The sequence below is a fragment of the Vibrio litoralis DSM 17657 genome (genome assembly GCF_000426765.1).
Lineage (GTDB): Bacteria > Pseudomonadota > Gammaproteobacteria > Enterobacterales > Vibrionaceae > Vibrio > Vibrio litoralis.
In genome coordinates this window covers 87,884-105,969 of record NZ_AUFZ01000016.1, presented here as the reverse complement: position 1 = coordinate 105,969, position 18,086 = coordinate 87,884, and the positions used below count along the sequence as shown (strand labels likewise).

Sequence of the window (18,086 nt, the reverse complement as noted above, 5' to 3'; positions counted from 1 at the left end):
AGACTAACCCATCACGATGGCCACCAGATGAATACAAAATAAAAAATCAACACTTAACGAAATTAGCCTATTATAACAACACGTTAATAGAGACTCATCAAGATATGGTTACATTTCACTCAAACAGTAAAAACAAAACTCAACCGTTCGAAAAACAAACAACCCTATCCATCATTTTATCTTCAACATCCTAAAAAGCTTTGAATTAACATATTTCAATATAGAAATTAACCACCAGTATTCGCAGATATTTTCAATTCTCGAGCGTTAATCTTAACTATTGATTTATATATAAAATAAAAAACACTCCCCGACCACCCCATTTACTCTATCAAGACTTATTGCCAGACTTTCGATAACCCTAACTTTAACACATTGATTAAATAGTAATTTATTACAAAAAATAGAAATGTCAGGATAAGTCAAAACTTGTCATCAAATGCAATTTTCAATGTCTTGTTACATACAACTTGGAGAATTTTTCGAGTCGTCATCGAATTCTCACAAAATTTAAGTGTGTGTTACGCCATTTAACCTACAGTTATTTCGCAGGAGAATAAAAGCTCCCACCTTTAGTAAAGTTGAAAATTTAATTTAATAACAATAAGTTAAGGATAATTAATTATGGCTATAAATCGAAATAGCTTAGGGAAGAATGCCTTTAGGCTAAGCGCTTTAACTGCTTCATGCTTAATGGCGTTTAACAGCTACGCCGCTGTCGATTGCGGATCATTAGACTCTTGGGATGCCGGTACGGTTTATAATGGCGGCGACCAAGTACAACAAGATAATAATGCCTATAATGCAAAATATTGGACACAAGGTAATAGCCCGAAAGATTCTGGCGAATGGGGAGCTTGGACACTGGTAGATGCTTGTAGCTCTGATGTTGTGACCAATGAAGCTCCAACGGTTGATCTCACTTCGCCCGCTTCTGATGCACAAATCATCGAAGGCGATGTGGTAACACTAACCGCAAACGCTGCCGACTCTGATGGAAGCGTGGCACGAGTTGACTTTCTCGTCGATGGAACTGTAGTGACTCAATCTACTAGCGCACCTTATTCAGCAACTTGGACTGCAACTCCAGGTTCACATACTTTTAGTTCTATTGCTTATGATAATGAAGGCACAAATAGCTCAACAAGCTCAGTATCTCTCGAAGTACAAGCTTCACAAACTGACGCTAACCAAGAACCAAGTGTTTCTGTTGCACTTTCTAGCAGCAGCGTAACCTTAGGTGAAGTGGTCACATTAACCGCTACTGCCGCAGACTCAGATGGCACCGTTGATAAAGTCGACTTTTATGTTGGTGGCAGCCTAGTTGGAACCGTCGCCTCTTCTCCATACACTCTTAACTACACGACGACTCAAACTGGCTCTGTTTCTGTTTTTGCTAAAGCCACCGATAATGAAGGCGCAACCACAGACTCGGCTGCGGCAAGCTTACAAGTCACAAGCGATCAACCGGTTGCTGCAACTTGTCACCCAGATGGTCTATATCAAACCGAAGGCGTGAATGTGCCTTACTGTAATGCTTACGATGAAGAAGGCCGCGAATTAATGGGGGCCGATCACCCTCGTCGTGTTATCGGTTACTTCACTAGCTGGCGCTCGGGCGATAACGATCAAGCGGCTTACCTAGTCAAAGATATTCCTTGGGAACAATTAACTCACATTAACTACGCGTTTGTCAGCATTGGCTCTGACGGTAACGTTAATATTGGTGACGTTAACGATCCTGAAAATGCCGCGGTAGGTAAAACTTGGCCGGATGTCGATGTTGATCCTGAGCTAGGGTTTAAAGGTCACTTTGGTGCGCTTGCGACTTATAAAGAACGTTATGGCGTGAAAACCTTAATCTCGATTGGTGGTTGGGCGGAAACGGGTGGTCACTTTGCGACTGACGGTTCACGTGTTGCTGACGGTGGTTTCTACACCATGACCACCAATGCCGATGGCTCTATCAACCATGCTGCGATTGAAAAATTTGCCGATTCTGCTGTTGAATTAATGCGTAAATACAAATTTGATGGTTTAGATATTGATTACGAATATCCAACCTCAATGGCTGGTGCCGGTAACCCATACGATAAAGACTTTATGGAACCACGCCGCGAGCACTTATGGGCATCATACCAAGAGCTGATGAAAGTTTTACGTGAGAAAGTCGACCGCGCATCAGAAGCAGACGATAACTACTACATGTTAACCATTGCAGCGCCATCATCTGGCTACCTACTACGTGGTATGGAAACCTTTGATGTCACTAAATACCTCGATTACGTCAACATCATGACTTACGACTTACATGGTGCTTGGAATGATCACGTTGGTCACAATGCTGCGCTATACGACACAGGTAAAGATTCTGAGCTTGCACAATGGAATGTTTACGGAACTGCCGCTTACGGTGGTATCGGCTACCTAAATACTGACTGGGCTTACCATTACTTCCGTGGTTCTATGCCTGCTGGTCGAATCAATATTGGTGTTCCTTATTACACCCGTGGTTGGCAAGGCGTCACTGGTGGCGATAACGGCCTATGGGGTCGTGCTGCACTACCGAACCAATCTGAATGTTCAGAAGGTACCGGTGAAGGTGAGAAAAACAACTGTGGTCATGGCGCAATTGGTATCGACAACATGTGGCACGATACTGATCCGAAAGGCAACGAAATGGGCGCAGGCTCAAACCCAATGTGGCATGCGAAAAACCTAGAGAAAGGCATTTGGGGCTCTTACGCTGATGCTTATGGTTTAGATCCACAAAACGATCCAACCGATGCACTAACCGGTACTTATACTCGTCATTACGATGAAGTGGCGGTTGCTCCTTGGTTATGGAACGCAGAGAAACAAGTCTTCCTATCAACTGAAGATAAAGAATCCATCACCACCAAAGCGCAATACGTTATCGACCAAGGTATTGGCGGTATCATGTTCTGGGAACTAGCGGGTGACTACAGCTGTTATGTCCTTGATGAGAATAGCAACCGTACAAGTGTTGATCCAACGGAGCAAGCGTGTGCATCTGGCAACGGTGAATACCACATGGGTAACACCATGACCAAGACCATCTATGATGAGTTTAAGTCAGCAGCGCCTTACGGCAACAAAGTGGCAACTGGAGCAATGCCTGACCAAGTAGTGGATATTTCAGTCAGCATTGGTGGATTTAAAGTGGGTGACCAAAACTTCCCTGTAAATCCGAAAATCACCTTTACCAACAACACGGGTCAAGATCTGCCAGGTGGAACCGAATTCCAATTCGATATTCCAACTTCTGCACCAGATAATGCCAAAGACCAATCTGGTGGCGGTTTAGCGGTGATTAGCTCAGGTCATAGCCGTGCGGATAACATTGGAGGCTTAGATGGCGACATGCATCGCGTTGCCTTCACACTTCCTTCTTGGAAAGTCCTACCAGCTGGCGAGTCTTATGAATTGGATATGGTGTACTACTTACCAATTTCGGGCCCAGCCAACTACACCGTAAATATTAATGGTGTGGACTACGGCTTTAAGTTTGAGAATCCAGAACTGCCTTTAGGTGATATTTCATCAAGCACAGGTGGCGGAGATAATGGCAACGGTGACGGAACTTGTGATAGCGCAGGACTGGTTACCTACCCTGACTTCCCTCAAACCGACTGGCAAGGCACCCCAAGCCACGCTAACCAAGGTGATAAAGTCATCAACGACAGTGTGGTATACCAAGCTAACTGGTGGACATCATCAGAGCCGGGTAACAACGCTGACTGGACAAAAGTCTGTACTCTATAAGCTTAAACGCGAATAGATAAAACCAAAGTAAAACGCACACCGATATCAAAATCGACGTGCGTTTTTATTTTTATAACCTAGTTAGTTAAAAAGGAGAGGTTTAATCTTTCTTTAATGCCGCAGTGACTATCAATTCCACTTTTAATTCTGGACGCGCCAATTTCGCTTCGCCACACGCACGCACTGGTGCGAAACCTTCTTCAAAAAATTCATCCCAAACGGCATTCATTTCTTGAAAATCAGCCATATCTGCAAGCCAAACGATGGTTTGTAGTACATGTTGTTTATCGGATCCAGCTTCTGACAGCAAGGTTTCAACACGACGTAATGCTTCCGCGGTTTGCTCCGCCACACTCGTTCCAGCAACACCTACTTGACCACATAAATAAACCGTCTCGTTATGCACAACAATTTTACTCATTCGTTGATTGGTTTGCTGGCGCTGAATTGTGCCCATGACTATTGCTCCTAGTGAATAATTTAAAGAAAAACAAAACATTTAAAACCCAAAGAAATATTCATTAGGCCAAAAGAATTTGATGGAAGAATAACGGATTGATAAAAGTATTAGTATACCCACCTTCCAATATCTGAATCATATTTCTCATAAATAATCCCAACCTAACCATTTCAAGGGCAAATATCTTGTTCGTATCGAATTCTAAACTCAAACATAACCTTTACACTTCAAATATTTACCCTTATCAACCTCACCTTCAAACCAATACAAAAAAGCCCATAGAAATAATAATTTTGTTAATTACAGCAACTTGTGCGCACTGTCTAACTTTTGCAATTTCATGACAAATTGTTTAGGGTACTAAACAGTTTACAAGACATTAGATGTTTTGGTTTTGTAAAAAACTAGCCAAGGATGCTAAAGAATGACAACGAAATTAGAAGTAAAAAACCTCTATAAAGTGTTTGGCGAAACACCCGATGAAGCCTTTACTCTCATCGATAAAGGTTTAGATAAAGATGAAATTTTTGAAAAAACTGGCCTCACTGTTGGGGTAAAAGATGTTTCACTTTCGATTAATGAAGGAGAAATATTCGTCATCATGGGCCTTTCTGGCTCAGGTAAATCCACCTTAGTTCGACTATTAAACCGTTTAATTGAGCCGACTCGCGGCCATGTTTATTTAAACGGTAAAGACATTGCGGTTATTTCTGATGAAGAATTACGTAATGTTCGACGCAACAATATCAGTATGGTTTTCCAAAACTTCGCCCTAATGCCTCACATGAGCGTGATAGAAAACGCGGCCTTTGGCTTAGAACTTGCCGGCGTTGATTTGGATAAACGTAATGATGCCGCACGTAACGCACTGGCACGAGTAGGTTTAGAAAGCCAATGTGAATCCTACCCTGATGAATTATCTGGTGGTATGAAGCAACGTGTTGGCCTTGCTCGCGCATTAGCAACCGATCCAGATATTCTATTAATGGATGAAGCCTTCTCAGCGCTCGATCCCCTGATCCGTACTGAAATGCAAGATGAGCTTATTCGTCTACAAAATGATGACCGACGCACTATTGTCTTTATCTCGCATGATTTAGATGAAGCAATGCGCATTGGTGATCGTATTGCCATTATGCAAAACGGCGTGGTGGTACAAGTCGGTACGCCCGATGAAATACTGCAAAATCCAGCCAATGACTACGTAGAATCTTTCTTTAGTGGTGTAAACGTTGCTGATGTTTATTCCGCCAAAGATATTGCACGTAAAAAACCTGCCGCGGTATTTAAAAAAGGTGAGACCGATGGCCCTGCAGCCGCAATGCAAATTCTATCGGATCATGACCGCGATTATGGTGTGGTGGTTGATAAAGCCAATAAATACTCAGGAATAGTGTCACAAGACTCTCTAAAAGCAGCCTACAAAGAAAAACGTCCTCTCAGCTCTGCGCTATTAGAAGGCACCCTTTCTTTACATGCTGATACCCCAGTTAGCGAACTGATCAGCCAAGTTGCTGAAGTACCTTATGCGGTGCCTGTAATCGATGACGACGGGACATATCACGGGGTTATTACCAAAACCCGTCTGCTTCAAACTTTAGATAGAGAGTAATTATTATGACAACTGAAACAACCGTAAGTGCAGCGCAAGCCGCTGATCCATGGGCTTCAGCTGCCTCAACCACATCAAGTGATCCTTGGTCAACCGCCAGCTCTGCTGAAAGTACCAGCTCATGGCTGAGTAATGCGCCAACTCAACCAATAGATCAACCTATTGATTGGGCTCACCCGTTTAAAGATGCGGTGATCCCATTCGATCACTGGGTTGAAAGTGGTCTTAACTGGCTAGTTATGCATGGTCGCCCTGTCTTCCAGGCAATTCGAGTTCCTATTGATTTTATTTTGACCTCATTTCAAACCGCCTTGGTATCAACACCATCGCTAATCATGATCGCGTTACTCGTGCTAATCGCTTGGCAACTTGCCGGCAAAAAAATGGGCTTTGCAACGTTAGTATCGCTGGCCATTATTGGCTTTATTGGTGCTTGGTCAGAGGCGATGGTGACATTGGCTCTGGTTCTCACCTCGGTCTTTTTCTGCTTATTAATCGGCCTCCCCATGGGAATATGGTTGGCCCGTAGTCAATCTGCAGCCAAAGTCATTAGGCCAATACTTGATGCGATGCAAACCACACCAGCCTTTGTGTACCTAGTGCCAATCGTAATGCTGTTTGGTATCGGTAACGTCCCGGGCGTAGTGGTGACGATTATCTTCGCCCTGCCACCAATCGTGCGTTTAACTATTTTAGGTATTCAACAAGTACCCGAAGAGCTCATCGAAGCCGGTCACTCATTCGGTGCCAGCCCGAAACAAATGCTGTACCGAATTCAACTACCACTGGCGACGCCAACCATTATGGCGGGTGTGAACCAAACCTTAATGCTATCGCTTTCAATGGTAGTAATCGCATCAATGATTGCCGTTGGTGGTTTAGGTCAAATGGTATTACGTGGTATCGGTCGATTAGACATGGGTCTTGCCGCAGTTGGTGGTTTAGGGATTGTGATCCTTGCCATCTTGTTAGACCGCCTAACCCAAACCATTGGCATCGCATCACGCGATAAAAAAACCCGCTGGTATGAAACTGGCCCAGCATTACTGGTGTATCGATTAACCAAAGGGAAACCAAGCAAGTCTGATGATATTAAGGCTTCTTAATCCCGACTCAAGTTCAGCTCCACCGCTGGAGCAATGAATGTTCCAGCGTTCACAAATAAGCGTAAAAAAGAAAAAACAGGTGATATGATGAAAACAACACGGATGAAAACCTTACTTGCTACAACTTTATTGGCGTCGACTGCTTCATTAACCGTAAATGCTGAGTCTTTACCAGGCGAAGGAGTAACCGTACAACCTGTCCAGTCCACCATTGCAGAAGAAACCTTTCAAACTCTGTTAGTGAATAAAGCCTTAGAAGAACTCGGCTATGACGTTAAGCCAATACAAAATGTTGATTACAACGTTGCGTATACTTCAGTTGCAAATGGCGATGCCACTTTCCTTGCTTCAAACTGGGAACCATTACATACCGATAAATACAAGCAAGCAGGCGGGGATGAAAAGTTCTTCCGTCAAGGAACCTACTCTACCGGTGCTGCACAAGGTTATTTAATCGACAAAAAAACCGCCGAAAAATATAACATCACCAATATTGCCCAATTAAAAGATCCAGAACTGGCTAAGCTTTTTGATAGCAACGATAACGGTAAGGCAGATTTGACCGGTTGTAACCCTGGCTGGGGCTGTGAAACAGTAATTAATCACCAAATGAAAGACTTTGGCCTCGAAGACGCTATCGATAATAATCAAGGCAGCTATGCGGCTATCATTGCCGATACCATTGCTCGCTACCAAAGTGGTAAGCCAATTTTATATTTCACATGGACACCATATTGGGTGAGTGGCGTATTGGTTCCAGGTAAAGACGTTGTGTGGCTAGAAGTTCCTCATTCATCACTACCCGGTGAACGTAGTGGCATAGATACCACATTACCAAATGGTAAAAATTATGGCTTCCAAATGAATAGCATTCATATTGTTGCTAACAAACAGTTCGCAAAAGAAAACCCACCTGCGGCAAAACTTTTTTCTATCATAAAGTTAAACATTAATGACATCAGTGCTGAGAATTTAATGATGCGTAATGGTCAAAATAAATATGAAGATATCGAAGCACATACCAATGGCTGGATCAAAGCACACCAGAAGCAATTTGATGCTTGGGTAGCCGAAGCAAAAGCCGCCGCTAAGTAATCATGACTCAACAGTAATCTATCAAGCTGCCACCTTTGGCAGCTTTCTTATATCAGTAGAAATAAAAAATAGAGATATCACGGATGAAAAACAGAGCGAAAACCCTTTCAATTACCTTGCTGGCGGCGAGTAGTATTTCATTGTCAGCGAATGCAAGCGATCTACCCGGCAAGGGGATCACCGTACAACCGGTACAATCAACCATTGCCGAAGAAACCTTTCAAACATTGCTCGTTAATAAAGCAATGGAAAAACTAGGTTATACCGTAAAGCCAACCAAAGAAGTCGATTACAATGTTGCTTTTACGTCCATTTCCAGTGGAGATGCCACCTACCTTGCGGTTAACTGGGATCCACAACAAAAAGACAAATATGAAATGGGTGGTGGCGATGACAAATTTTATCGCCAAGGTGTCTATGTCAATAATGCAGCTCAAGGTTACTTAATCGACAAGAAAACCGCCGATAAATATAACATCAACAACTTAGCGCAATTAAAAGATCCTAAACTCGCCAAACTGTTTGATTCAGATGGTGATGGCAAAGCCGATCTAACCGGTGGCGAACCTGGTTGGACGACGGAATCGATCATCAACCACCAAATTGCTGCCTATGGCTTACAAGATACCGTGACTCAGCGCCAAGGAAGCTACTCAGCCCTAATTGCCGACACCATTTCACGCTATAAAAATGATGAGCCCGTGTTGTACTACACTTGGACACCATACTGGGTCAGCAGCGTATTAGTTCCAGGCAAAGATGTAATATGGCTACAAGTGCCATTCTCTGCCATGCCAGAAGGTCTACAACAAGATACCGCACTGCCGAATGGCCACAACTACGGTTTTCAGGTCAACACCATGCGTATCGTCGCCAATAAAGAATTTGCGAAAGCGAACCCAGCGGCAGCTAAACTGTTCTCTATCATGAAACTCGATATTGGCGATATTAGCCAACAAAATATGATGATGAGAAAAGGTCAAAACAAACCAGCAGATATAGAAGCGCACGCTAATGGGTGGATTAAAGCCCATCAGAAACAATTTGATGCTTGGGTTGCACAAGCTAAAGCTTCGGCTAAATAATTCGTCGTACACTATTTAGCTTTATTAAAATTTGTAGTTACTTGGGTATAGGTTACTGCTATTCATTAGCAGTAACCTATTTTTATTACACAAACTAATGTTGAAGCGACATTAATACCGATGGGTATCCCCAACCATCGACTCCAACTTTAACCGGTTTACCTGTCAAATATTCAAATAAAGTCGGAGCCAACGATCCATTATCTACCGCTCCAAGACGAGCTTTAGGTTGCATGCCATCTTTCCAAAACCCAATAAACGCATCTTTTTCTAAATATGTTTCACCGGCATGACGACCTGGAACTAACGTATTATAACCAAACCCATCTTTAGGAAATAAATTGACCGTCCCCGCCCGATCATCTTCATATAAATGAATTAATTGCATCACCGAATCCGGTCTAGCACTCATGGCAGTTAATTCACGCCATTGCGAACCAATACAACCTTTTTCTGTCATACAACTTTTCATCAACACTTGTTTACGTTTCACTTGTTGATGGCTTAATGTGGCTTTATAAGGATTAGATTGAGCAACTGATAATAATTCCGGTTCACTTTTACCATCCACCGCTTGATAAGAAATATGATCGCCCACACGAGTGATCACTTCATTTCTAAGTTTACCGTGACGATACCCCACCACACGTACTGCGCAACGTTCAGGTAAGCAATCTGATTCACGAACCACTAAATAATCTAACGATTCACGCAATCGATAGACAATTTCATCAATAATATTAATCGTTTTGCTACCAGAAATGGGCATAAACTTGGACAATTCATCATAAAGCGGCTGAGCTTTCCATCCTCGTTTCGAGTTAAAAAAATCCATCATATAGTTACCACCAGCGGTTGATGCAATCACAACATCGACCCCTTTATTACTCGGATAATGCAAAGCGTTCGTCATTTTGGGCCCTTCGCCTTCATCTGAGGAAATTTTTAACACTTTCAGTTCAATTCCTTGTTTCTTCAAACCATCAAACACCACCGATTCTGGGCTCAAGGTATAATGCACCGCAGACAAGCCATGATCTCCCGCCATGCCCCAAAGCGTGTGTGGATGTATGCCCGCTTGTTTGTAGGCTTCATCCACCTGACCTAACCAAAAATCTAATCGATTCAACTCCCCTGTTGGGTTAATGATCTCATCACCAAATGGGCCTTTAAAGTGGGCAAAGTGATCCGGCCATGGGTTATACATCAATAAATAATCAGGCATCGCTTGCTCATTCAATGTGGCTAACTCGGCAATTTGATCGCTCAACACTCCCTTTTGGCTCATTTTTGTTAGCAGTCGCCAATCACTTAAACGTTGATAAGCCTGAATTTCATTAATTAAGGCTTGCCGCCTTTTCGACGCGATACGTTCCATTTCTGCTCGGTGGTGTAATTCAAGTAAGCAACGTTGCTCACCAAAATCACGAATCGATTCACCCAAACCTAAGTTCACTAACGCATCAAAACTCAGTTGTGCATTCCAATCATATTGCGCATTACAATTCATAGTTTTCAAATACTTTAAACGATCAAACATGGTCTTCATGCCACGCTGTTCCGTTAAAGGCTCTAATTGCAAAGCATCATTACCAAAAAAGTAATAAGCACGGTCGTGTTGTCTATTCACAAAATGAAAATTAGGGATCCCCGTTCCTCCTTTACCTGAAACCGCGGCCCCCGTTTTCACAATCGGTAAATTACGCACACTAATCGTCGGTGTGGATGAAATGCCATCACTCGCAATCCCATTTTTATGTTGCTGATATAAGTGCTTAAAAAATGGTAAATAACTCGGATCATTTTCCCCTTTATTTACCAACTGATTCAAAAATTTATGCTGAGGTTGATGTTCTGGAGAACCCGTTTCACCCTTTAGTTTAAACGCTTTAAATACTTGCTCTTGTTTGAGTGCTTGGTGTAAATATGGGCTGTCTTTAGATTGCGCTAACCCTTCCATTAAACCTTGACTTAAACCATCCACCACAATTTGAACCGCTCTCGGTCGGTTCTGGCGTGATTGTAAATAGGCAATTAATTCATCCGGGTTATCTTCTAATTTATCTTGCATCCATGCCGTAAAAACTTCCGCTCGTTGAGTCGGCTGCACATATTGACGGTAGGCTTTCAATACATTCATGCGAACAAAATCGATTAAAGTAATCGTCAATGCTTGTGCTTTATTGTTGGTTTTACCTTGGTTGGCTGGTTTCGCATCATCCAAGATGGCGTTCATTGCGGATCTCATTTCACCTTGCGGCATAGTTTGAACATATTTGGACAACGCTTCCATAAGCAAAGTTTGAACATGCTCAGTGGTTGCTCGATCTTTTGCAGAGGTGGTTAAATATTGGTAATGATCGGGCAAAGATTTCGCCAACTCCCAATCATCATTATTAAATAGTTCATCATAAATACTCACTAACATAGCGAAAAACTGGCGATTCATCGTCAGCCCTTCACGGCGCTCAACATCATCACTTAATTCTTCTTCTGTTATTTTAGATTTATCCAGACGAAAAAGAGAATGTTGCCAAGCTTCTAATTGAGTAGAAGAATAATGATCAATTGAATATTTTCGAAACTGGTCTTGGTTTTCTGCACGGCTGTATTGATCATAAAAAACGTAGAGAAAGCGCCCTAAAGAGATACTATAAAAAGGGTTAGAAAGGCGTTTAATCACTCTACTTTTGGTTTCAACATCAAGAGGAAGTGTCAGAATATAAGCATCTAATGTCATGCCTGCAATCGTGAATACGGTAACATCTCTTCCTGTTGAAATAGTGGTATCGAACTGATTTAAAATATTATTTTTTATTAAAGTACCACTGTAATAAATAGGGGCAACAACGGGAATATTCGAAACACTCTCCGCATGAACTATCGACATCTTAAAACAGGTCAAAGTGGCCACGACCCACAAACTGACAAGCTTTATTTTTCTCCTTGGCTTCATTTCCATATACCTTTAATTCTTGTACAATATCGTCAATATTTAAGTGATTAATTTAACCACAAATACATAAGCAATAGTGATGATTTGAGTGAAATTTCACCTGTTATCTACACTTAACGTAAAATACCCACATCTTTATACCTCAATGTACTTTTCCCTTTGCGAAAGACAGATAGGTTACTTTCACGTCTTCATTATGGGAGCAATAACATGGATAAACACGAAGAAGTTCTGATCGCCATTCGACAAATTATTCGCGCGATCGATCTACACTCACGACAACTCAATAAAGAGCTTGGTTTAACCGGACCACAATTACTCCTTATGCGTTCAATTCGTGACTCAGGTGAAGTCACCATTCGTCAGTTATCCATAAATACCAATATGAGCCAAGCGACAGCAACCACAATTATCGACCGGATCGAAAAACGTGGCTTAGTTCAGCGCCACCGCAGCCAACTTGATAAGCGTAAAGTGCATGCTTACTTAACTGAAGAAGGGGCAGATCTGCTAGAAAAAGCGCCGCTACCATTGCAAGATCACTTTATCCAACGTTTCCAAAATCTCGACTCATGGGAACAATCGCTATTGCTTTCATCGGTACAACGTATTTCAAAAATGATGAATGCCGCCGATCTTGATGTAGCTCCGCTCTTGGAAGTAGGTAATATCGCTCACCATCAAGGTACACCGAGTCGTTAATCTAAAATATCTATAAAAATGGCAGTGACGTTAATACCGTCACTGCCATTTTTTCATCTCATTGAATCTAGAGCATATTCCGTAACTTAAAGTACTTTAAGATTAAATACTTTGTGAATCATCCTGTGATTTTTTAATAACTCAGTCAATTGTTTTTGATTTATTGGCTTACCCCCAAAAAGAAAAATCGCTACACTAGCGCTCACAAACTAAGGAGTAACCATGAAGTACGACTGGATTTTCTTTGACGCCGACGAAACCCTTTTCCATTTTGATGCATTCAAAGGCATGCAGCTGATGTTTTCTCGCAAAGGCGTCGACTTCACAGAGCAGGACTTTGCCACTTATCAAGAAGTGAATAAGCCGCTTTGGGTTGACTATCAAAATGGCGATATCACTGCCGAACAACTCAAGCACACTCGTTTTGACTCATGGGCGCAGCGACTAAACACCACGCCAGCGGAGCTGAACTCAGCATTTTTAGAGGCAATGGCCGATATTTGTTCTGTTCTACCAGGTGCCAAAGAGTTAATGGAAGCGATTACGGGCAAAGCCAAAGTTGGCATCATTACTAATGGCTTTACCGATTTACAAGCGATTCGATTGGCTCGCACGGGAATGGATAGCTACATTGATCACGTGATCATTTCAGAAGAAGTGGGCATGGCAAAACCTGATAGCATCATCTTTGAACATGCTTTGCAACGCGCGGGTAATCCATGTAAATCTAAAGTGCTGATGGTAGGTGATAACTTGCATTCGGATATTCTTGGCGGCATCAATTTCGGCATTGAGACTTGTTGGTTAAATCCACACGGCGTAATGGCAACCGATGGTATTACCCCACATTACACTGTAAATTCGTTAACCGAATTACAAGCGATTTTAGAAGCATAATAACGCCTTCAAATAGCACTGAACACAAACTACTGAGCCACCGATTCTCTATTCATATCAAAATAGAAAACCGGTGGCTCAATGTTTAATTCTCAATAACGTCAAACAACCTATTGCTTAACCGACACACCTTCCACTTGCATGACAGATTTAGCATCTGCGCGATCAATAATTTTAATTAAGGTTGATTGAATCACTTCATGCTCTCGAACATCGGTTTCACTCGAAAAACGCTCTTCTTGAACTTCCGCGCCTTCTTCTAAAGTAAAACTGACTACTACCTCGGTGGCACAATCTAGGTTCGGACCAAAATATTGCAGGGTAATTTGCGAGTATCCTTTAAAGCCTCTTTTAACCAGCTTTGCGATGCGTTTTTTTGCTTTATCCACGTTCATCTTTATCTACTCCAACCAACGGTAACTTGTCGTCACGTCTAGTATGCGGTGTTTAGTAAAACGAACAGGCATAATTAAACGAATATAAATCAGAGTACCATGCGGCCGTCAGATCGGATACGGAATGTTGCAGTGATTACTTTTTCTTGCTCAGTTGCACTAAGGTTTCATGCCAGGCCGCACTGCCATCTTTCTTTGATACATCATACTCAGAGCAGAATTGCGATATCGTCATATTGCTGTCACCGGTGGCTAATTTTAACGCCAATTGAACTTGCTGAAGTTTACTTTGCAGACGCAGAACTTGCCCAGCATTGGGGTTCTTTTCTTTGGCATATTTTAGCGCGGCATGTTTACGCTCAGCCGCCCCCGCTCGACGGTCAGCTTCTGACAATAAGTACTTCAGTTGTGCAACGCTCTTTCCTTTTTTAAAGGCAGGCTCGATCAACTCAACACATTCATCAAATGATGGGTTGACTACGTACGGATCAATTTTACGAGCTTGTTGGCGCATCCACTCGAGCGCCAGTTTTTCATCAGACATAACGGGATCTTTTCAAAAAGGGATCAACATGGTATCGCTCAATAGCAAGGCGTTGCAATAAAAAAGTAAGTACCGAGGAGGTAAGTAAGAGAAATTCGTTATTTGATGGAATGGATGGCGACATTAAGCTTGTTCATTATGTGTTTTACGTGGTGCTTTTTTAGGAATAAAGAAGTCACAAGCGATGCGTGTTGCAACTGTCGGTTGCTCCCATGCACCGCATAAGTCTTTTTGATTCTCCGGAGTGCGGGTAAATTGTCGGCATTGTCCACATTTTCTCATTGTGCTTTCTCCATAAAGTCTTAACTATATCACTGTAAACAGAGTACAAAACTAACACGACAAAGCCAATACTCATAAAGAGCCAGCGCGAGGATTAAATTAATAACTCAATTGTAGTATTTCAGCATCACTCAAATATCGCCATTGTTTTACTTCAACGTCTAAACAAACGCCACCAATGGCTTCACGATGCAAAGAAACCACTCGATTGCCTACCGCTGCAAACATTCTTTTAACTTGATGAAACTTACCTTGAGTAATGGTAAGCAACACTTCCTTCGGATGAAGAACCACTAATTCGGCTGGATGAGTTAATTGAGATTCACCTTGAAGCTGGACTCCTTGTTTAAATTGCTCTGCTGCGTTGTCGTTAATCGGGCGAGAGAGTCCCACTCGATAAACTTTGGTACATAACGTCGTTGGCCTTGTGATGTGATAAGACCAACGGCCATCATCAGTGATCAACACCATCCCCGTAGTATCTGCATCTAAACGCCCTGCAATATGCAGCTCTGATGAGTTATCAATATCAAGGTATTTAAATAATGACGGGTAGACTTCATCAATATTTGAACAAATAGTATCGGCTGGTTTGTGCAACATGATATAACGAAATGGACGAGCCACTAATATAGAACTATTTAAGGTAATGCAGTTGTTTTCATGTACCTGTTTCGCTTCATCTTGAATCGGGGTGCCATTGACACTCACCACGCCACTTTGGATTTTTTCAACCGCTTCCGTGCGAGTTAAATCGGTGCTTTTACAAACAAATTTATCAAGGCGCATGATTTACCGCTTTAAGGTTTAAGAATTTTTGATCTCAAGGTCGTCTTGACCCCAAATACAACGAGCCAGTTTATGCCCAACAGCAAAGCACACCACCAGCACAGTGACCACAACCATACCCGACACAATATAAGCGATACTCGTTGATGCATGAAAGCCTAGTACTATCGAAAAAACTAAACTTTGGAAGGCTTCGTAGGGCCATTGTGTTAATGGAAAATTAGCGCCAGACACTAAAAAATAGATAAGCCCCAATAAACCGATTACAGCTACTAATACACCTGAAACTCTTGCTTTTGTCATTTCGACTTTACCTTACACATTATTTTACGTGATCATCTTTGTCACTAGCAGCTACGTCAAATTCACTCTTATCAAACCATTGATATTAAGGATACCTGTTGATGTATAGTTAGGTAAACGATAGCCCCATCAAGCCTTCTTCACATACTTACCCGACACCAACATCTCACCAATGCCTTGTAGCTTACAATCTAGCTCGTGATCTTTGCCTTCAATGATGCGGCGCACGACACCTTTAGTACCAATCTTTAATACTTGTGAAGTACCGGTGACTTTTAAGTCTTTTACTAAGGTAATTTTATCGCCTTCTTCTAATAACGTTCCGTTAGCATCTTTTACCGTAAAGGCATTTTCTAACTCTTCTTGTGGGTTCCATTCATAAGCACATTCTGGGCAAATAAGATGGTTTTGATCTTGATAAACATATTCAGACTGACAATTTGGACAAGCAGGTAATGACATTATGATTTTCTCAATAAATGGTTGGGTATAAATAAACGAAAGGAACGCACTTAATTCAAGCGAATACCATCAGAAGACAGGTGCGACAAAATAAACTCAACTCTTGATTGAACCGGCAGTTTAGACACTTCTACTAATTGATATCCGAGCTCTAGGTAAACAGATTGCATCACATTATAAGTCCGAACCGCTTCGGCAAAATCTTGCTTACGCTCCGCATCATTGGTGTAAATATCTTCCCACGGTGGAAAAATAAAAACCTTTTGTGCGTATTGAGAATCTCGGCAAGAGTCTAGTAGTGCTTCTGAGACCGGTAAGCTTTCAAGTATTGAATATCCATAACTATCAATAATGCCACGGTCAAAAAACACTGGTTTATTGGAACTCGAATACATCACATATAGCTGTCTATCTTCGGCTACCATTGCATCACGAAAGGCCGATTTATTCGCCCAAGGCAATGCGTCACCGCCCTGTTCCACTTGCTGTTGAATCACGGCACGACCAGATTCTGGCGCACAGGTATAACCTAACGCTTTTAATTCAGTAATCACTGATGATTTCCCTGAACCAGGGCCACCGGTAAAAACATAACATGGATTTTGTTTCATAGAATACACTCTAACGAATAAAAGAAAACTGCTGCTGAAAGTGCTTTAGCAACGCTTGTAACCGCTTAGGTTGATAGCGGTCTTTATGGTAAATCACAGAAAGGCTGACGTCGGGGATTCTCCACTCTGGCATCACTTCCACCAGCTTTTTTTGTTCGATCTCGGCTTGGCAATACAGCTTAGGAACACGGATCAAACCACAATCTGCCAGAGCCGCATTAATCAACGAGCGGCCATTTTTGCATTCAAATTGGCCTGAAACTGTCACATCGATATCTTGAATCGGTTTGCTTAACGATTGGTAATGCCACTTCTTCACACTACCCGTGAGGCAATTATGCGCAAGTAGATCTTTCGGGTGGTTTAAAGCCGCTGCTTGTTGGTTTAAATAATGCGGGCTAGCAAGTGTCACCATTTCTAAGCTCAATAATTGCCTACCAACAAAACCGGCGTCTTCTAGCGAACCCATACGAATAGCTAAATCAAAATCATCTTTAATCAGATCCACTCGATGACTACTAAAATCCATACTAATAGTCACATCTGGGTACTGACGCATAAAGCTTGCCACCATTGGCGCAATAATATCCTCGCCTAAATGACCACCCACACAGTTAAGGTTAATGTGCCCGCGCATTTGCTCAACATCATCTACCGCGGCATTGATCGCTTGTTCTATACCAGAAAGATGATTTTTGCATTGGTTAAAGAACAGCTCCCCTGCATCGGTCAGCTTTAAGGTTCGAGTGGTGCGGATCAGCAAAGTCACGCCCATTTGCTTTTCAAGCTGAGTGATTTGTTTTGATACATGTGAGCGCGACACTTCAAGCGCTTCTGCCGCTTTGGTAAAGCTCCCCAGTTCAGCTATTAATACGAACGAGCGAACATCACTCAAGTTGATTTGATTTAGCATCATCACGCTCTTTTATTGTTTCTATATGGAAACAGTATTTCAACTTAAGCCATATATATCAACAGTAAACTTAATCCTATAATTCTCG

17 protein-coding genes are annotated in these 18,086 nt (G+C 42.1%); 7 read left to right on the top strand and 10 right to left on the bottom strand.

Annotated features, from left to right (window positions below):
* Positions 1-624: 624 nt before the first annotated feature.
* Positions 625-3,786, top strand: a complete 3,162-nt coding sequence (locus K358_RS0103745) for a chitinase C-terminal domain-containing protein (protein ID WP_027695560.1) — start codon at positions 625-627, stop codon at positions 3,784-3,786.
* Positions 3,787-3,886: 100 nt separating this feature from the next.
* Here K358_RS0103745 and K358_RS0103740 read toward each other — a convergent pair whose 3' ends face one another.
* Positions 3,887-4,243: a RidA family protein gene (locus K358_RS0103740; RefSeq protein WP_027695559.1), complete on the bottom strand. Its 357-nt coding sequence runs from the start codon at positions 4,241-4,243 to the stop codon at positions 3,887-3,889.
* 427 nt (positions 4,244-4,670) lie between these two features.
* Here K358_RS0103740 and proV point away from each other — a divergent pair, with 427 nt between their 5' ends.
* The 4 genes from proV to proX (K358_RS0103720) all read left to right on the top strand — a co-directional run bounded on the left by proV (position 4,671) and on the right by proX (K358_RS0103720) (position 9,144).
* Positions 4,671-5,858, top strand: coding sequence for a glycine betaine/L-proline ABC transporter ATP-binding protein ProV (gene proV / locus K358_RS0103735; RefSeq protein ID WP_027695558.1), 1,188 nt, complete (start codon positions 4,671-4,673; stop codon positions 5,856-5,858).
* A 5-nt stretch (positions 5,859-5,863) separates the two neighbouring features.
* On the top strand, positions 5,864-6,964 hold the full coding sequence (gene proW, locus K358_RS0103730) for a glycine betaine/L-proline ABC transporter permease ProW (RefSeq protein ID WP_027695557.1): 1,101 nt from the start codon (positions 5,864-5,866) through the stop codon (positions 6,962-6,964).
* A gap of 102 nt (positions 6,965-7,066) precedes the next feature.
* A complete protein-coding gene (proX, locus tag K358_RS0103725; protein WP_038149752.1) occupies positions 7,067-8,059 on the top strand; it encodes a glycine betaine/L-proline ABC transporter substrate-binding protein ProX in 993 nt (330 codons plus the stop codon).
* Positions 8,060-8,142: 83 nt separating this feature from the next.
* Positions 8,143-9,144, top strand: a complete 1,002-nt coding sequence (gene proX, locus K358_RS0103720; protein WP_027695555.1) for a glycine betaine/L-proline ABC transporter substrate-binding protein ProX — start codon at positions 8,143-8,145, stop codon at positions 9,142-9,144.
* A gap of 94 nt (positions 9,145-9,238) precedes the next feature.
* Here the strand turns inward: proX (K358_RS0103720) and K358_RS0103715 are convergent, their stop codons facing one another.
* Positions 9,239-12,106 (bottom strand): alkaline phosphatase family protein, encoded by a 2,868-nt coding sequence (locus K358_RS0103715; protein ID WP_027695554.1) that lies wholly within the window; start codon positions 12,104-12,106, stop codon positions 9,239-9,241.
* 204 nt (positions 12,107-12,310) lie between these two features.
* Between K358_RS0103715 and K358_RS0103710 the strand changes: the two genes are divergently transcribed.
* Positions 12,311-12,802: a MarR family winged helix-turn-helix transcriptional regulator gene (locus K358_RS0103710; protein ID WP_027695553.1), complete on the top strand. Its 492-nt coding sequence runs from the start codon at positions 12,311-12,313 to the stop codon at positions 12,800-12,802.
* Positions 12,803-13,024: 222 nt separating this feature from the next.
* The gene (gene yjjG / locus K358_RS0103705; protein WP_027695552.1) at positions 13,025-13,699 is read left to right on the top strand and encodes a pyrimidine 5'-nucleotidase; all 675 of its coding nucleotides are present in this window, start codon (positions 13,025-13,027) and stop codon (positions 13,697-13,699) included.
* 110 nt (positions 13,700-13,809) lie between these two features.
* Here yjjG and K358_RS0103700 read toward each other — a convergent pair whose 3' ends face one another.
* The 8 genes from K358_RS0103700 to K358_RS0103665 all read right to left on the bottom strand — a co-directional run bounded on the left by K358_RS0103700 (position 13,810) and on the right by K358_RS0103665 (position 17,998).
* Entirely contained in the window at positions 13,810-14,094 is a 285-nt protein-coding gene (locus tag K358_RS0103700) for a hypothetical protein (protein WP_027695551.1), read from the bottom strand.
* Between the two features lie 136 nt (positions 14,095-14,230).
* Complete coding sequence (locus tag K358_RS0103695; RefSeq protein WP_027695550.1) at positions 14,231-14,638, bottom strand: hypothetical protein; 408 nt, start codon at positions 14,636-14,638, stop codon at positions 14,231-14,233.
* 123 nt (positions 14,639-14,761) lie between these two features.
* Complete coding sequence (locus K358_RS19330; RefSeq protein ID WP_169716282.1) at positions 14,762-14,920, bottom strand: hypothetical protein; 159 nt, start codon at positions 14,918-14,920, stop codon at positions 14,762-14,764.
* A gap of 99 nt (positions 14,921-15,019) precedes the next feature.
* Positions 15,020-15,709 (bottom strand): pseudouridine synthase, encoded by a 690-nt coding sequence (locus K358_RS0103685; RefSeq protein ID WP_027695549.1) that lies wholly within the window; start codon positions 15,707-15,709, stop codon positions 15,020-15,022.
* Between the two features lie 18 nt (positions 15,710-15,727).
* Complete coding sequence (locus K358_RS0103680; RefSeq protein ID WP_027695548.1) at positions 15,728-16,012, bottom strand: hypothetical protein; 285 nt, start codon at positions 16,010-16,012, stop codon at positions 15,728-15,730.
* Positions 16,013-16,141: 129 nt separating this feature from the next.
* A complete protein-coding gene (locus K358_RS0103675; protein ID WP_027695547.1) occupies positions 16,142-16,474 on the bottom strand; it encodes a zinc ribbon domain-containing protein YjdM in 333 nt (110 codons plus the stop codon).
* 50 nt (positions 16,475-16,524) lie between these two features.
* Entirely contained in the window at positions 16,525-17,085 is a 561-nt protein-coding gene (locus K358_RS0103670; protein ID WP_027695546.1) for an AAA family ATPase, read from the bottom strand.
* 10 nt (positions 17,086-17,095) lie between these two features.
* The gene (locus K358_RS0103665; RefSeq protein ID WP_027695545.1) at positions 17,096-17,998 is read right to left on the bottom strand and encodes a LysR family transcriptional regulator; all 903 of its coding nucleotides are present in this window, start codon (positions 17,996-17,998) and stop codon (positions 17,096-17,098) included.
* Positions 17,999-18,086 lie beyond the last annotated feature (88 nt).

Bases quoted from the DNA above. Each gene is read 5' to 3' on its own strand.
- K358_RS0103710 (WP_027695553.1), top strand. From the start codon at position 12,311: ATGGATAAACACGAAGAAGTTCTGATCGCCATTCGACAAATTATTCGC.
- K358_RS0103740 (WP_027695559.1), bottom strand. From the start codon at position 4,243: ATGGGCACAATTCAGCGCCAGCAAACCAATCAACGAATGAGTAAAATT.
- K358_RS0103695 (WP_027695550.1), bottom strand. From the start codon at position 14,638: ATGTCTGATGAAAAACTGGCGCTCGAGTGGATGCGCCAACAAGCTCGT.
- proW (WP_027695557.1), top strand. From the start codon at position 5,864: ATGACAACTGAAACAACCGTAAGTGCAGCGCAAGCCGCTGATCCATGG.
- K358_RS0103685 (WP_027695549.1), bottom strand. From the start codon at position 15,709: ATGCGCCTTGATAAATTTGTTTGTAAAAGCACCGATTTAACTCGCACG.
- proX (WP_027695555.1), top strand. From the start codon at position 8,143: ATGAAAAACAGAGCGAAAACCCTTTCAATTACCTTGCTGGCGGCGAGT.
- K358_RS0103670 (WP_027695546.1), bottom strand. From the start codon at position 17,085: ATGAAACAAAATCCATGTTATGTTTTTACCGGTGGCCCTGGTTCAGGG.
- K358_RS0103665 (WP_027695545.1), bottom strand. From the start codon at position 17,998: ATGCTAAATCAAATCAACTTGAGTGATGTTCGCTCGTTCGTATTAATA.
- K358_RS0103680 (WP_027695548.1), bottom strand. From the start codon at position 16,012: ATGACAAAAGCAAGAGTTTCAGGTGTATTAGTAGCTGTAATCGGTTTA.
- K358_RS0103675 (WP_027695547.1), bottom strand. From the start codon at position 16,474: ATGTCATTACCTGCTTGTCCAAATTGTCAGTCTGAATATGTTTATCAA.
- K358_RS0103700 (WP_027695551.1), bottom strand. From the start codon at position 14,094: ATGAACGTGGATAAAGCAAAAAAACGCATCGCAAAGCTGGTTAAAAGA.
- K358_RS0103715 (WP_027695554.1), bottom strand. From the start codon at position 12,106: ATGGAAATGAAGCCAAGGAGAAAAATAAAGCTTGTCAGTTTGTGGGTC.
- K358_RS19330 (WP_169716282.1), bottom strand. From the start codon at position 14,920: ATGAGAAAATGTGGACAATGCCGACAATTTACCCGCACTCCGGAGAAT.
- proV (WP_027695558.1), top strand. From the start codon at position 4,671: ATGACAACGAAATTAGAAGTAAAAAACCTCTATAAAGTGTTTGGCGAA.
- yjjG (WP_027695552.1), top strand. From the start codon at position 13,025: ATGAAGTACGACTGGATTTTCTTTGACGCCGACGAAACCCTTTTCCAT.
- proX (WP_038149752.1), top strand. From the start codon at position 7,067: ATGAAAACCTTACTTGCTACAACTTTATTGGCGTCGACTGCTTCATTA.
- K358_RS0103745 (WP_027695560.1), top strand. From the start codon at position 625: ATGGCTATAAATCGAAATAGCTTAGGGAAGAATGCCTTTAGGCTAAGC.